General features: G+C 39.5%; 14 protein-coding genes. 3 read left to right on the forward strand and 11 right to left on the reverse strand.

Annotated features, from left to right (window positions below; genetic code table 11):
- Positions 1–233 precede the first annotated feature (233 nt).
- Both ACVBAX_RS14435 and ACVBAX_RS14440 read right to left on the reverse strand, forming a co-directional pair.
- The gene (locus ACVBAX_RS14435) at positions 234–3,023 is read right to left on the reverse strand and encodes a family 78 glycoside hydrolase catalytic domain (protein WP_447117697.1); all 2,790 of its coding nucleotides are present in this window, start codon (positions 3,021–3,023) and stop codon (positions 234–236) included.
- Positions 3,007–4,347, reverse strand: coding sequence for an MFS transporter (locus tag ACVBAX_RS14440; RefSeq protein WP_447117607.1), 1,341 nt, complete (start codon positions 4,345–4,347; stop codon positions 3,007–3,009). Before ACVBAX_RS14440 ends, ACVBAX_RS14435 begins: the two co-directional genes overlap by 17 nt.
- 221 nt (positions 4,348–4,568) lie before the next feature.
- Between ACVBAX_RS14440 and ACVBAX_RS14445 the strand changes: the two genes are divergently transcribed.
- Entirely contained in the window at positions 4,569–5,600 is a 1,032-nt protein-coding gene (locus tag ACVBAX_RS14445; RefSeq protein WP_447117608.1) for an AraC family transcriptional regulator, read from the forward strand.
- Between the two features lie 37 nt (positions 5,601–5,637).
- Here ACVBAX_RS14445 and ACVBAX_RS14450 read toward each other — a convergent pair whose 3' ends face one another.
- Positions 5,638–5,892, reverse strand: coding sequence for a hypothetical protein (locus ACVBAX_RS14450; RefSeq protein WP_447117609.1), 255 nt, complete (start codon positions 5,890–5,892; stop codon positions 5,638–5,640).
- 193 nt (positions 5,893–6,085) lie between these two features.
- On the opposite strand from ACVBAX_RS14450, the gene ACVBAX_RS14455 reads away from it, so the two are divergent.
- The gene (locus tag ACVBAX_RS14455; RefSeq protein ID WP_447117610.1) at positions 6,086–6,283 is read left to right on the forward strand and encodes an aspartyl-phosphate phosphatase Spo0E family protein; all 198 of its coding nucleotides are present in this window, start codon (positions 6,086–6,088) and stop codon (positions 6,281–6,283) included.
- Between the two features lie 128 nt (positions 6,284–6,411).
- Here ACVBAX_RS14455 and ACVBAX_RS14460 read toward each other — a convergent pair whose 3' ends face one another.
- Positions 6,412–8,481 (reverse strand): bifunctional aldolase/short-chain dehydrogenase, encoded by a 2,070-nt coding sequence (locus tag ACVBAX_RS14460; RefSeq protein ID WP_447117611.1) that lies wholly within the window; start codon positions 8,479–8,481, stop codon positions 6,412–6,414.
- 237 nt (positions 8,482–8,718) lie between these two features.
- Between ACVBAX_RS14460 and ACVBAX_RS14465 the strand changes: the two genes are divergently transcribed.
- The gene (locus tag ACVBAX_RS14465) at positions 8,719–9,063 is read left to right on the forward strand and encodes a DUF192 domain-containing protein (RefSeq protein ID WP_447117612.1); all 345 of its coding nucleotides are present in this window, start codon (positions 8,719–8,721) and stop codon (positions 9,061–9,063) included.
- Positions 9,064–9,107: 44 nt separating this feature from the next.
- On the opposite strand, the gene ACVBAX_RS14470 is transcribed toward ACVBAX_RS14465, so the two are convergent.
- From ACVBAX_RS14470 to ACVBAX_RS14500, 7 genes are all read right to left on the reverse strand, one after another.
- The gene (locus tag ACVBAX_RS14470; protein WP_447117613.1) at positions 9,108–10,136 is read right to left on the reverse strand and encodes a potassium channel family protein; all 1,029 of its coding nucleotides are present in this window, start codon (positions 10,134–10,136) and stop codon (positions 9,108–9,110) included.
- Between the two features lie 3 nt (positions 10,137–10,139).
- Positions 10,140–11,381, reverse strand: a complete 1,242-nt coding sequence (locus tag ACVBAX_RS14475; RefSeq protein ID WP_447117614.1) for a glutathionylspermidine synthase family protein — start codon at positions 11,379–11,381, stop codon at positions 10,140–10,142.
- Complete coding sequence (locus ACVBAX_RS14480; protein ID WP_447117615.1) at positions 11,378–11,842, reverse strand: RNA helicase; 465 nt, start codon at positions 11,840–11,842, stop codon at positions 11,378–11,380. Before ACVBAX_RS14480 ends, ACVBAX_RS14475 begins: the two co-directional genes overlap by 4 nt.
- A 10-nt stretch (positions 11,843–11,852) precedes the next feature.
- A complete protein-coding gene (locus ACVBAX_RS14485; RefSeq protein WP_447117616.1) occupies positions 11,853–12,251 on the reverse strand; it encodes a DUF350 domain-containing protein in 399 nt (132 codons plus the stop codon).
- 35 nt (positions 12,252–12,286) lie between these two features.
- Positions 12,287–12,655 (reverse strand): aminotransferase yhxA, encoded by a 369-nt coding sequence (locus ACVBAX_RS14490; RefSeq protein WP_430776234.1) that lies wholly within the window; start codon positions 12,653–12,655, stop codon positions 12,287–12,289.
- A gap of 98 nt (positions 12,656–12,753) precedes the next feature.
- Positions 12,754–14,778 carry an oxidoreductase gene (locus ACVBAX_RS14495; protein ID WP_447117617.1) on the reverse strand — a complete coding sequence of 675 codons (2,025 nt, stop codon included), beginning with the start codon at positions 14,776–14,778 and terminating at the stop codon, positions 12,754–12,756.
- 721 nt (positions 14,779–15,499) lie between these two features.
- Positions 15,500–16,063: an LOG family protein gene (locus tag ACVBAX_RS14500; protein WP_447117698.1), complete on the reverse strand. Its 564-nt coding sequence runs from the start codon at positions 16,061–16,063 to the stop codon at positions 15,500–15,502.
- Between the last annotated feature and the right edge of the window lie 149 nt (positions 16,064–16,212).

A 16,212-nucleotide genomic window follows, 5' to 3' on the forward strand; every position in this document is an offset into this window, starting at 1 on the left:
AACTGGTCGAAATTACATTCGACCAGTACTTTTGGAGGCTCTAGAGAGTCATTTAACGTTGTTAAATCCCTTTTGGAACTAAATTGTGTTCCTGAGAACTTCTTATCAGATGTTTATTTGCGATTATAATGATTTATTTGCGATTATAATGATTTATTTGCGATTCCAAAATTTTATTTGCGATCCTGATTTTTTATTTGCGATTCCTGAAACTTATTTGCGATCTTGACCATTTACTTGCTATTTAAAACGCATTTTTCAGCATACTCAATCTGGTGAACTCCACTTCCAACAGCAAACTTTGCTTTTCCATCACCTGTATAGGTCAATCCATCCCACTCACCCGTGATATCCGCATTTTGAGGAAGGATGACGGTTGCTGTTGTGTTTGCTGGTACCTCAATTTCTAATTGAACCGTATGATTTTTTTTGGACCAAGACGATGAAAGGATGCCATAACCTGTTTTAAGTATTGCTTTTGCAAAAGATAATCCACAATCGGTATAAGGTTCGATGATGCTCGTTTTATATCCAGGTTGGTCATGCTTGATCCCAGCAACATGTCTATAGAGCCAATCACCAATACATCCAAACGCATAATGATTAAATGACATATGACCGACTGTTCCGTCCGGTGCGATCGCTGACCATGATTCCCAAATCGTAGTTGCCCCATTTTCAACTTCATAAAGCCAAGAAGGACATTCTGTTTGATAGAGTAGTTGATAGGCGAGATCGGCATGACCTTCTTTACACAACACATCCATTAAATAGGGGATCGATAGGAATCCCGTATCAAGCTTATACCCATTCTCCTTAATTAATTCAACTAATTGGTTGACCACAAGCGACCGTTTTTGCTCTGACACCATATTCATTTGAAGAGCTAAAATATAAATCCCTTGAAAATGCGAGCTTATTCTCCCTTTATCATCCACATACTCTTCCTCAAAAGCTTTTCTAATTTGGCAATTCAAGTTTTTGTACATAGACTCCAGTTCGGATTTCCCGAGTACTTTTGAAATTTCGGCTAAAAGGAGAGTTGAATTTGCGTAAAAGCAAGTTGCCACAAGTTCTTTTGTCCGAATGGCACTTTCCATCGGATTTTTTATGCTCGGAATTAGCCAATCTCCAAAATGGAATCCTGTGTTCCATAAGTATTTTTGCCTCTCTAAACGAACAGGATCTTTGTCTTCTAGATGGTCTGGAATCTCCGTCTCTGCTTTTTGACGAACATAACTCATCCATTTTGTCATGGCTTCATAATTCTCTTCTAAAATTCGCTTATCCCCATATCTTTCGTACAATACCCAAGGAACGATAAGGATGGCATCGCCCCACCCGGCACTCGAAAGCTGTCCACCATTTGCTGTACATTCTGGTTCATAATATTTGCCAGTTGGTACAAAATTGGCGATTTGACCATCTTGAAATTGTTCTAGACGGACATCAACCAACCACCTGGTTAAGAAAGAATCAACCTCCATATTGAAGGCGGCTGTTGGAGCAAACACCTGAAGATCCCCCGTCCAACCTGCTTTTTCTCGTTGAGGACAGTCTGTCGGAATGGATAACATATTCGTCTTTTGACTCCATTGGATGTTTTGCTGCAATTGATTAACTCTGCCGTCAGAACACTCAAAATGGCCCGTTGTTTCCATATCACTATATAATACGATCGCTTTTACATCTGTTTTTTGAATGTCATGTGGATGATTGGTTACACGCACATATCGGAAACCGTGGTAGGTAAAGCTTGGTTCATAGGTTTCCATTCCATTTCCTTTTGCGATATAAAGATCTATTTGGTCTTTATTTCGACCCATTATATTCATAAAAAATTTTCCGTCTTGGTCCAATACCTCGCTATGTTCCATACAAATGGTCGTATCCCTCGGAACATCCATGCTTAGACGAATACGTCCCGCAATAATTTGACCAAAGTCAATAATTTGCGCTCCATCCTCTTCACGGTGGATATTTAATGGTAGTAATTCCTCCATGGCTTTTACACTTGGTCCATATTGAGCCGTAAGATTTTCGAGTGAGTAATCCACACAATTGACCTTAGACCAGCAAGAAGCATCAAAATTAGAACAACTCCAATCATCCTGCTCGAGTCTTGCGTCATATTTTTCACCAATAAATAAGTCAGAATATTGCCAAGGTCCAGGACTTGAGACGAAGTTTTCATCAGAGATTACGATTTCTGTTGTTCCATCTTCGTATTCCATTTCTAATTGGAGTAATATTCCTAGTTTGTTTCCATATTGACAGCTATGACCCGTTAATTGAATTCGTCCGATATACCAGCCATCTGCCACTTTTACACCGATTACATTGTCACCATTTTGAATAAACTTTGTGACATCATAGGTTTGATATTGCAGATGTACATTGTAAGCTGTGAAATCTGGTGCAAATTCTATGTCTCCTACCCTTTGTCCGTTCAGTTCCAATTGATAGATTCCATGGCTGGTTACATATACTCTTGCCTTTTTGACTTTTTTTTCAGCCGTAAAAGAACGTCGTAACAACTGTGGAGGTTGAAGATTCTTCACTCTTTCCTCGAGACTTTCTGCCTCTAGACCACCAGAAAAGATTTCTTTGATCGTGATAAAATCTTCCTCAACGGCTTCTTGTTGCTCAGGCTCTATCCAGCTTGCCAGCCAATCTTCCGGGTTTAACAATCCCATTTCCCACGATGCAGGCTGACTCCAATTGGATTGTCTTCCTTGGTTATCCCACACTTTCACTTTCCAATCATATCGTTTACGTGACTGTAAGGGAGTTCCTTGATATTCAATCCAAAGTGACTGGTCACTCTTTACTTGTTCCGTGTTCCATACCACGGTTCCGTCTTCGTCCGTTACTATTACGTGGTAAGCAGTTTGCAAAATAGGCTGTTGCTCCGTTTGAATCCACCAACTTAATCGAGGGGTAACAACATCTATACCTAACGGGTATTTCTGACTTTCTACCGTAAGATTTTCAATCCATAGATCCCTACCCATTAATAACACCGCTTTCAATTGTTTGACTCTTTGATGGTTTCGTTTTATAGAAAAGCATCAACACAGTAAATAAAAGTGCACAAGCTGCTGGAATTAAAGCAGAGGTAACGAGAATTCCTTCTAAGCTTTTAGGGGTTGGCGCGCTGCCTGCTTGATATCCATAAGCTGCTAGAACAAAACCGGCAAGTCCACCGGAAAGCGATGAACCAAGCTTTTGAATAAAGTTATAAAGAGAATAATAGACCCCTTCAATATGCAACCCATTCTGTCTGACAGAGTAAGCGATGGCATCAGGTAGTGCTCCCCAAGCAGCAAACATGACTAATCCCGTTAATGCTCCAGCCAAAATATTAAGAACTAAAACCATGGGTGCCATATTTACAGGTGTGAAATAAATGAAAAGGAAGTCAATAACCGATAGAGCACCTATTAAAATATAAAAGTTTCTTATTCCGATACGAATAGCTATAGCTGGTAACACGAGAGTTAGAACTAAACCAATGATTCCTCCAAGACCTGATACGACACTATACAAATTCGGATTGCCTACATTGTAAATAAAATAGTAGATACCAGAAGCTCCTCGAATACCTAGACTCAATTGAGCTAACAAGAAGGAAGCAGATAAAATTAAAAATGGGATATTGGTCCCCACGGTTTTGATGGCTAACTTAAATGGAATTTGTTCTCTTTTTTCATTCTCTATCACTTTCTCAGCTGTCCCTTTAAAACAGAGAAGAATCAAGATAATAGATAAGACTCCAATAAAGGCTCCCATAAAGAAATAGCCAGTCTTTGGACTTGGAAATAACCCTACGATTGGTACGGCAATCGTACCTGCAATGGCTGCCGATAAACCTGAAAACAAAACGAGATACTTCGTCAAGTGCGTTCTTTCTTGAACATTTTCTGTCATAACCGTGTTTAATGCGGCATGAGGAATACTGACAATACTATATAAGATACTGATTAACAAATATAAAGTGAAAGCGTAAAATACCTTACCTGTTTCGGTAAAATTTGGTGCATAAAACAAAAGCGCTGTAACGATTCCGTACGGGACTGCACCAAACAGTAGGTAAGGTCTCATCTTCCCCCACTTCGATTTGGTTTTATCCACTAAAAATCCAAACGGAAGGTCAAATCCCGCATCAATAAGGCGTACTACTAACAAAATGGTCCCTGCAGTTGCTGCTGGGATTTTAAGTACATCCGTATAAAAGTACATAATGTACATCGATATGAAAATATAAACGATATCCTTCCCAAAAGCACCTGAACCAAAAGCTAATTTTTCTTTTAAAGATATACTGCCAGCTTCTTTCCCCTTCATCTCCTTAACCCCCTATGATTTTATTTCGCCTACCTTGAACAATATGGCAAATGTTAACTATTAAGCTAATCAACTGTCATTTGCTCACTTCTTTTAAAAAAACCTTTGCATTTATTATGTAAGCGATGTCATACTTATCTTATCTAAACTTATCTGAATTTTTAATATCAAATTATATCTTGTTTTATAACAAATCTTAACTTTACTTGGAGTGGATTGATATGTTTGTTGCAGACTTAGAAGAGTATTTAAAATCCTATAATGAAATTGAAACCATTGCTATTCAAACAGAAATGTCCAATCTTAAAGACATATTGAATTTAATGAATCGTCCACTTGCAGGAAATTCGAAGTATGCCGAAGAGACGGGAGATATTCTTTCAGCTGATTTATTTATGAAGAATACGGAAAAAATCACCTTCATGAAGCATGCTCGTTTTATAGATGTGGTTCCTCATAAACATGATTTTCTAGAAGTTAGCTATGCATACAGGGGAGGTCTTACCCAGGTAATTAATGAACAGGTGGTGAGAATGGAGGAGGGTGACCTAACCATATTGGATACGGATGTGGTTCACACCATCAATAGAGTATCAGAAGAATCCATCATCATTAATATTCTGATTCGGAAGGATTATTTTAATCAAAGTATTTTAGCTCGTTTAACCGAAAATGACCTCATTTCGGAATTCGTGATCGATGCCATTTATAAACCGAATATGAATGGTCGTTACCTTTACTTTCCTTCACATGGAAATGAGAAAATCCGGCATTATATCGCTACGGCCATGTGTGAATCCTTGGACCCTGATGTAGCAACCATTGAAGTGATTAATTGTAACGTGATCCTTCTTTTTACGGAACTTTTGAGGTTGTCTAAAAAAAGTAACCTACAAGTCAATCATGCAACAAAGGGAAAGAGTTCCCTTGTAGAAATTCTTAATTATATGGAGGAACATTATCTAACGATCACCCTTAGCGAGGTTGCTGAACACTTTCACTTTCACCCTAACTATTTTAGTAGGTTTTTTAAAGAGAATCTTGGTAAGACCTTTAGTGAAATGATTCAAGAACTTCGACTGCGCCAGGCAAAACTATTACTTGAAAATACAACCTTCCAAATCAATCATATTGCGGATGAAGTAGGCTACACCAATTTCAACCACTTCTATAAAAAGTTTAAGGAGCATTTTCACGTTACGCCTGCTGAATACCGAAAACAGTTTATCGAACAGAGGGACAAGGAGGCTTGAGTGTTCGTCTGGTGCTCATAAAGACAAAAAAAATGACTTACAGATGATAAGTTCTGCAAGTCATTTTTATTCTTAATATACTTCTACGTCTTGCTGCTCCCTCCGAGTCTACCAATACCAATCCAAAATTATAGACTTCGCCGTACACGCTCATCTTTTTCTCTATAAAGATACCGTATTCAATCAATCTTTCTTTCAATCCTTCAAACTGTCCCCAATACGCTTTCAAACCAATCGTATATAAACCGATTCTTGCTTTTTTTGTCGCTTTAATTGGCGATAAAAAATCCATATTAATGCCCCCTTTAGCCCTTCAACTACTATACATTCCAATGTATTCGCTTACAAACAGTAATAAACAAAAATAATAGCATAGAATTTTGTCTTTGTTTGGGAACGTTTGTCGATTCTATTTCAAAATGATTAAAGTCTAGTATAATTATTTTAAAGAATTACTAAATTTCTTAACTAGGAGTTTACTTACCATGGACAAGATATCTCTTGAATTATTACTTTTAAATCAAATAGATAAAAAGAAGAAGAAAATGGTTGAAGTTGCTTCTATCACAGGTATTGGTAGCTACCAAACTCTAAAATGTAGCCAGGAGTTAGACGAGTTATTAAATCTGCATATGAAACACTTTTCTCAAAAGGGAAGTAATGCGTTCTTCAGTGCTTCTTGACTCCAACAAATCGATCAGGATTAATCCTGATTTTTTTCTGATATAAATCGACAATTTTTTAGTAAATGTTCTTTTAAAAAAGATAGTAGGGATATTCCATCCTTACTATCTTTTTTCATATCATTCAATTATCTTGTAAATGCAGCTGGTACTCCGCCATCGACCGTAATCATACATCCTGTTGTCTTATCTGATTTAGATGAGGCGAAGAAGCAAATAGATTCGGCAATATCTTTCGGATAAATATTCACTAGTAATGTCGTACGCTTGCGGTAGTGTTCCTCTAATTGTTCTGGCTCAATTCCGTATGCGGCTGCACGCTCTTCACGCCATCTAGATCCCCAAATAGCAGATCCTTGTAAAACCGCATCTGGAAGAACAGAGTTCACACGAATGCCGTACTCTCCACCTTCTGCTGCGATACAACGAGCAAGATGTGTTTCAAGTGCTTTTACAGAGCTATAAGCTGCTGCGTTTTTCCCAGCGTACACTGAGTTTTTCGAACCAACGAACACCATGCTTCCACCAATCGCTTGCTCTTTCATTTGCTTGAATGCTTCACGAGCAACTAGGAAATAACCAGTTCCAAGGACATTCATGTTTAAATTCCACTCTTGAAGAGTTGTTTCATCAATTGGGCTAGATGTCGCAAGTCCTGCATTGTTCACGATAATGTCCACGCCACCAAATGCTAATGCGGTTTGATTAAAAGCCGCTTGAACCGCCTCTTCATTAGTTACATCCATTTTCACAGCAAGTGCACGGTTTGCCCCGTATGTCTCATTGATTTCGGCTGCTACTTTTTCTGCTCCTTCAAGGTTTAAGTCAGCCACAACGACATGTGCCCCTTCGGAAACAAAGCGACGGCATGTTTCACTTCCGATTCCACCTGCTCCACCTGTTACAAACGCTACCTTTCTAGAAAACTCTGCTTCTGCTGGTGCAAGAGAAAGTTTGTATAATTCTAATGGCCAGTACTCAACATTGTATGATTCATTTTCACTTAATGAAACGAACTGTCCAAGTGTGGTAGATCCTTTCATAACAGAAATGGCACGGTGGTATAACGCTCCACTTACACGAGAGTTAGCCACATCTTTCCCTGTATTTACCATACCTACACCAGGAATTAAGATGACACGTGGGGCTGGCTCAAACATTTTGTCGCCTTCATGCTTGTTACGTTCAAAATACGCTTTGTACTCAGCCTTAAAGCTTTCTACCCCTTCTTTAATGGCTGAAACTAGTGCTTCTACATCCCCAGATTGTGGATTCCAATCAATATAAAGAGGAACACGCTTTGTATGAACAAGGTGGTCAGGACATGCAGCCCCAACTTGAGAAAGCTCCTTCGCATCACGACTGTTTACAAACTGTAAAACATCCTCACCACGGTCATACGTTAAAAGCATTTTCTTTTCTTCACTAACTGCCCCGCGAATCACAGGCATTACTTTAGCTAGCAAGCTAGTAGCTTCTTCTTCGCTAAGAGATTCATATTGTTGTCCACCAAAAACAGTTTCTTCATTAGAGCGGTCATTAATAAATTGCTCAGCTTCGCTAATGATTTGGATCGTCTTGGCATATGCCTCCTCAGATGTTTCCCCCCAAGTAACAAGACCGTGTTTTTCCATTAGAACAAGCTCTGCATTTGGATTATTTCTTACGCCTTCTGCGATCATTTTTGAAAGGGTGAAGCCTGGGCGGATATAAGGTACCCAAACAAAACGATTCCCAAAAATTTCTTCTGCTAACTCTTTCCCATTGTCCGCACAGCAAAGGCTGATGATCGAGTCTGGATGCGTATGATCGACGTGATTATATGGTAAAAATGCATGTAATAATGTTTCGATTGAAGCTCTTGGATGCTTGCTGTCGATCATGCAATGTGAAAGATACGCAACCATCTCTTCATCTGACATTTCCTCACGCTCAAATAACGGACGAATATCCTCCAGATTAAGCCCTGTGAAGTTATGCGCTTTCATCGTTGCTAAGTCTGACCCGCTTCCCTTCACCCACATCACTTCAACATCGCGTCCACGGAAATCCTTCTCCACAGTCTTCATAGACGTGTTGCCGCCACCCCAGTTACATACGGCACGATCTGACCCGATGAGATTTGAACGATAAACTAACTCTTCTACCCCTTTTTGTACCTGACCTGCTGCTTCAACATCCCAATTGTTCTTAACCATCCGATTACCTCCGATTGCTATTTGTTATCTTCTGATTTAATTATAATACATGTTTGTTTGTTTTTGAATATAAAAATAGTAAATTTGTTTATTTTTGTTTTTTGTTAGGTTTTTCAACAATATAAAAACTCTATTGTTTTATTTATATCAACTACTATTCGACAACTTTCACTAGTCTGAGAAACTATAATAAAATCAGCTACAAATTTAACGTCGGTTCTTAGGGGGGTTATGTAGGTGTATGTAGTGAAAAAGAGTAGTATATACAGAACGATTCCTTATTCTATAAGGAAAGCTCAGTCATTTGGTTCTAGGTTAAAAGGCTTGATGTTTCGAAAGCAGCCGTTGCATGAGGAAGGTTTGTGGATTGCACCTTGTAACTCCATTCATATGTGCTTTATGCATTTTCCGATCGATGCCGTTTTCCTTGATCAACATCATCGAGTGGTTCATTTAGTAGAACACTTACCACCATGGAAATTCGTGCTTCCAATCAAACAAGCCCATTCTGTTCTTGAGCTCCCTCCTGGAACGATCTCAAATTTTCATATAGAAGTTGGCCAATATGTAAATTGGACGTAAATATAAAAGGCTCACTCCTTATTCATTGGGGAGTGAGCCTTTCTTTATCCAATAATTTTATGGTAGGTTTCATCATCGCAAATAATAAATAGCTTGGAACCCTCTGGAATATTCTCCTTATGACGCCTCGCTACATCGAGAGAGCTGCCATCTGAAAGAAGAGTTGCTCCTAAATCAAACAGTTCCATGGCCGCATCCTTATAGGTCTTCCACTCAGGCTTCGCTTGTATTTCATAGATATTATCACCATCTGTATTACTCAGCATTTGCTTGAACAATAAACTTGAGCCATGATTGATCGCTGCTTGAGCCATTAATCGAGATACCGAATCATTAGATAGAATAAATTCATCCACCTTGGCATGCTCGAATAACGTGATATGATTATCTTTTTTCACTTCAACAATCGTATAAATATTGCGATCAAACTTTTTAGAGATATGTTCAACTCGGGAAGCGGTTAGAAGGGTTTTTCCATCCGAATACTCAGCGTGATCATTTCGGTCATCTGAGAAAATCGCCACTGATTTCGCCTCTAAGATATTGGCCTTCAACAAGACCTCTTCTTCGGCAGGATTTCCACTTATAAAATGAAGCCGCTCATCTTCGAGCGGTAGCTTGTCAGCATGATCCACGACTACGATATCTCTGGTTTGTTCACTCGTTAGAATTTCACCCATCACCTTCTCCAACTTTTCCTTTGAAGGACTAATTAATATGTAATGACCTTTCCCTGTATAAGACAATTTCCCTTCCTCCTTCAGTTTCCGGTATTTGCTGAGGCTTTCGAAAATCTTTCCAATAATAATCCCCATGGCTCCGATTCCAAAGGTATAGATTAAGAGCATGGTAAAAATTCGGCCTGCATCTGTTACAGGAAAGAAATCACCATAGCCAACCGTGACAAGCGTAGTCATTGTCCACCAAAGAGAGTCAATAAATCGTGGGAAGGTCTCCGGCTCTAGTATTCTCATCGTAACGCTACTGACAATAATAAGGAGAATGGCCAGTATTCCAGCATGCGTTAAGCTTAACCTAGACATTTTCGAATAAATTCGATGTAAAATCCACAATGTCTACTTTCCTCCCTTCATCCCAACTGGCAGATAATACGAAAGATTATTCGTAATTTCCCCTCCTACACGGCAACCTAGTGCAGCGGACTTTCCATTCAAAAGAAAACTGCCAATTAACAACTTCCCATTTTGCATGCCCTTTTCACTATTAAAACGAACCGTTTGGGACTCCACATACTTCTGATAAACAGCCACATAATTCGTATAATTGCGTTCGGTATTGGCATGTGCTAATTGTCCGCTGCTTTTAAAGATTTCCACCGTATCCCCTTCTCTTCCGAATGAAGGTTTTTTTACATACGATTGATCGGTTTGTAAAAAGGGGACCTCTTCTAGAAAAGTAGGAAGGAAATATGCTTCAATCCATTCATGTTCTTCCCTTGTAAAAAAAGGATGCTCTTCCTCATGCAGCCCCCAAATAACGGCCTGTACCGCTTTATTTTGAAGTAAAAAGGCAGAGGGAGGGTTAATTAACACAAGTTTCCCAAGCTCCACTAACTCTAATAGCCATACTCCAATAGGATTTCCATCTTCGTCTTGATCCGAAATTAAGTTCTCTACCGGGAAAGTCTGACGATAAAGTACATCAATTCTGCTTCCCTTTTCATCAAAAAGCCCGATTCCCTTTTGTATTTGAAGTTGATGAAGTGGCGTGAATTTAGAAGGAAGTCCAGATAATTGTTGAAGATAGCGTACGGTCTCACGATCTTCTACATGATCATCATGTGCGGTAAAAACGATATTCGGTGAAATCAGTCCTTTTCCCTCGAGCCCCTCCATTATGCTACTTCTAACGGCTTGTCGTAGACGTTCTTCCATTTTGTCGTTTGGATTTTCCACAGAAAACTCTCTGCACACCTCTTCATTGACGGCAAATAGCTCCTTTATAAAAGTCGGTGTATCCGCATTAATTTCAATACACTTGTATCCATCACTTGTTGGGATGAGATCAAGCCGAGAAATTACGCTCTCAGCTTGATGTGTTTTTAATCGGAGAAAAGAAAGGGTTTCACTCGGAAAGCCCATTTCAAGAAAGGTTTCATCAGGCACTTCACGCAAAAGTCGGCACACCTTAAAGAAAATATGACCCACTCGATTACTTACAAGGCGAATATGATCCACTTCTGAGGTTTCAAACAAATGCATGTCGTAAAGGGCATACTCTTCTCCATATAAATCTGCCCAAAAATCCTTGATTCCCTTGTAAAAATGGCTTCTTTTTTCACGATAACTACTCGTCACTCCGAATCCTCTCCAACCTCTTTAACATACAACACATAAACTCCTCGATCTTCATCAATCTCTGTAGAGGTGACTTGCTTATACCCTAGCCCGGGTACATCAACAATGTCCTTTAACAAATAACGAATCACATCAAAATGGCTATCACATGGGAGCGAGGTAAGGAGCTTGTAGTTCTCTTCTTCTCGAAATCTACGAATCTCTATATGTAGACCTTTTCCCTGGTAGCCTTTTTCATCCGCGACATGTGGATTTCTCCCCTTATCTCTGATGATTAACTGTTCTTCGTCTCCATCCATTTCTGTAGAGAAAAGCTCATACTGTCTTCCACGCATAATAAAGTACGTGCAAAGCTGTCTAGCATATAGCTCATCCACACCAACGGTTGCAGTTGTATATTCATATAGCGGGGTATACTCGTCATTTCCCTTATCAAGATAGTACGTTAATCGTTTCATCATTTGGCCCCTTTTAGTACGATAGACATTTCGCCACCATAATTCCGATAGCAAGTGATAACGATAATAGCATCACACCAACGGCACGATTATCTTCTTCAATCGCCTTGGCAATGCTAAATCGAATCGTAATCACCTCTGCTAAAATAAACACAATAATTTGAGCAATGATTCCAATCGCTCCCCAGATGACCATGTCGACCAACGATACCGAGTACTCCGCGGCAGCTCCAAGGACAATCGCTAAACCGATGACCTTTCCTCCTAGCAACAAGGCAGCGGAAACATTCTTTTCAGCAATTAGTTTGAATTCCCTTAGCTTTGGCGTACTTAACGTAAACAATAGAATTCCTGCAATCATCAGAAGGACTGCCACTCCTAAATAAGAGGCAAAATTTAAATATAAGTTCATGTATATAATCTCCCTTTCTATAATGGGGCTTGGCATTACCCTCCTGAGCTCGTCGATCCCTTTCCAAATCCCGTACTATTTTTCACGGTTCCACTTGACGTACTTCCTTTAAAGGAAGAGCTGTTTTTGTATGAGATATAATCTTTGCTTGCCTTAAGAGCACTTTTTCCTTTGTAATAACGACCGCCATAGAAATAATGCCCATAATAATTTGAATCGTAATCATCACATTCCCATACACCATCTTCTGCATCCCATTCCCAATCTGAACAGCTTGTGTCCTCTGGCGGATCTGGAATATCCTCTGTATACGTGTACTCCTCAGCGCCCGATCCACAACCTGCCATTCCTAGGACAAGAGCCGTTGATGTAATACCTACCATCACTCGTTTTGTTTTTGACATATACTCACCCCTCCTTCCTCATGTTAGTATTACGTGAAAAACTGGAAAAAGATTCGATAAATAAAAAAAAGTCCACCCTTTAAGAGTGGACACATTTATTAAGCAAAGACCGGAACCTTTACCTCTACTTCTTCTGTTGGAAGAGCCCCCAATTTTTCAAGGGTGGTTAAGATATTTCTTCCTTCTCTTACACCATCAAGAATTTTTCGAACTCCCCAGCTATCGCCAATATTAAGAACCTCAATATGAGGAAAATATGATTGAAGGTCGGCAAGAATTGGATTTTCTGACTTCATTCCTAAGCAAACAAACCCGTAATCAAATTCAATAGTCGACTCAACACCCTCGTACGAAACCTTGAAATGATCTTCCGCTACTTCCATCAAGGAAGTCTCTACTCGCACATCTACCTGTCTCTCTTTTAACATCGTCATCATGGAGATTCTCGTAATATGGTCTAAGTCTTTTCCAACGAGTGGCATTCTCTCGACCATGGTCACTTCCGCTCCTCTTTCAGCAAAAAACTCCACCACATCCAAGCCAACAGCCCCGCCACCGATAACGGCTATCTTTTTGCCAACAAACTCGGTAAATGAATCCACCTGTTTTAACAATCCAAAGATCGAGAACACCTTTCCATTCGGCTGATCAATATGTTCGTGAAGCCCTTTGATTGGTGGAAGAAGAGGCGTGGATCCCGTTGCATTTACGATCACGTCCGGCTTATAGCTTGCGATTAACTGTATATCTGCCTTTGTATTGGTAAAAGGAATCAAGTTCGGTAATCTTTCACTTCGTTTCACCAAATAATTAGGGAAGTCTTCGATTCTCTTCTTCTCAGGTAGTCTAGAAATCTCTCGTGCTAATCCACCTAAATATGGCTTCTGTTCAAAAAGAATTGTTGTACAGCCAACCTCTGCTGCGGTACAAGCCGCTTCAAGTCCCGCTGTTCCTCCACCGATGACCACTACATTCACTGGTCTAGTGATTTCTCTTTCCTTATAGTCATCACCATGGAATAAATCTGGGTTGATCGTACAACGAATCGGACGATTCAATGCAATACGATGTCCTGCACAGCCGATATTACATGAAATACATTTTCTTAAAAATTCTTCCTCACCTGCTTGTACCTTCTTGACCCAGTTCGGTTCTGCAATCAAGCCACGTCCCATCCCGATTAAGTCGGCTTCTTCATTTTGTAAAATCGATTCCGCTATTTGTGGATTTCGTACATTTCCTGTTGCGATCGTCGGCTTATTGAATTTATCTTTTACTGCCTTTGCCATATAAGAACGCCAGCCATCAGGAAGGTTCATCTGGTCGATTTGGAATTGAAGCGTATCGTTCAGGGCAGCAGACACATTAAAAATATCTACTCCTTCACTTAGATACTCAAGGATATTTAACGTATCTTCTAACGTGTTGCCACCCTTTACAAATTCCTCCGCACTAAATCGTAAGCTGATTGGGAAAAATGGACCCACTTCTTCACGAATTCGGTCAATGACCATTCGAACAATTCTTGCACGGTTTTCATAACTTCCACCAAACTCATCTGTCCGCTTATTATACACAGGAGATAAGAATTGGCAAAGAAGATACGAGTGTCCTGCATGGATTTCTACTGCATCAAAACCAGCTGCCACTACTCTCCTGGCTGCCTTCCCGTACTGATTCACGATTTCTAAAATCTCATCCTTTTCAAGAGATCTCGGAATTGCGCCACCCGTCTTCGATGGAATATGGGAAGAGGACACCGGCTGACCACCAATCCGATCAGGTACCGCAGAAGCTCCAGCATGGTTAATCTGAACCGCTACAGATGCTCCATGCTTATGCAGTCTTTCCGTTAATCGGTACAAACCTGGAATAAATCGATCTTCATCAATTCGAAGCTGTGTCGTTCCGTTTGATCCGAGTGGAAACGCTAAGCACGCATTTTCAAGAATAATTAATCCTGTACCACCTTTGGCTCGTTGCTCGTAATACGATATATGTTCATCTGTGATTTCACCGTTCGGTCCTGCAAAATTTGTTCCCATTGGAGGCATAACAATACGGTTTTTCAACGTCATTCTTTGAATCGTTATGGGTGAAAAAAGCTTTTCGTAATTTGACATTTTTTTAGCCCTCCTATAATGTTTGCTCAATCATTCACATATTTTGACTCATGTTGCTCAATACTTCACAAGTTCTATAAAGTAATTATAGTCCTGTCAAAAGCATAAGACTAATTGATATTTTAGGAGGAATTGATAGGCTGAACCTATATAAAAAAACCTTTGGTCATCGGCTCATTTCGTCTCTTGGCTCCACCCTCACGACTCCATGGGCTTTCAGGACAATATTTTTATAAAACTGGCCGGAATTAAGTACTTTTTGGTATTATAGAGGGCTATTTAACCGAATGAAACCACCTTCTTGCTCGTTTTTCCCTTCGAGCTCCTTCTATTAGGCATATATTTGCGATTTTAAAAATTTATTTGCGATTCTACAAACTTATTTGCGATTCCAGAATTTTATTTGCGATTCTAAAAATTTATTTGCGATTCCCGGGACTTATTTGCGATTCTACAAATTTATTTGCGATTCCCGAGACTTATTTGCGATTCTTCATGACCACCTAAACAAACAAAAAAGAGTAGCTGTCACTTCACCATAGCTACCCTTACATCATCTAATTACAATAAAACTCTACACCCATTTTCCACTGTGCTTTAAGCTGACTACATTCGATTGATGTAAGTGGAATTAATGTTGTCCAAATGGATGTGTCTTGTGATGTGACCAATTTATATTGCTTTACCCTTTCTTCTATAGAACTAATTCCACAACTTTCAGTTAATATGTTTTTACCGGGGGTGATTCATAATTCCTAAACTGATCAAGCAGTCCTGCTGGGTGCTCATCAATAAGTGCCATAGATCGATATTGATCCTGTAGGAACTGTTCCTTATTCATATGATTAAGTAAGGCTATAAGAGGATCATAATATCTATTTGTATTTAGAAGACCGATTGGCTTTTTATGTAGTCCTACCTGTGCCCAAGTATAAACTTCAAAGAATTCTTCCATAGTCCCAGCACCACCTGGCAAAGCAATAAATCCATCGGCTAACTCGACCATCTTTGCCTTTCTTTCATGCATCGTCTCCACGACAAGAAGTTCTGATAAGCTTTTATGAGAGATTTCTCGATTATCTAAAAATCTTGGCATAACGCCAATTACTTTTCCTCCCATCTCTAAAGCGGAGTCAGCAACCACACCCATTAGTCCAATACTCGACCCACCGTATATAAGTGTAATATTTCTTTTAGCCAATTCCTTACCTAGCTTCTTTGCCTCTTCTAGATAAATACTAGAAGCCCCATTACTCGATCCGCAATACACAGCTATTGATTTCACCACTTTATACCTCCTGTCTGTTCATCGATAACTGCTACAAATATAATCCTATTCTACAATCTATTCTGTACCACTTAGCTTTTTCCTCCTAGAATTAAATAAAGTAAAAAAGACTCTCCTACATGTACGAGAGTCCCTAGATATTGCTA

Source organism: Robertmurraya sp. GLU-23 (genome assembly GCF_052983275.1).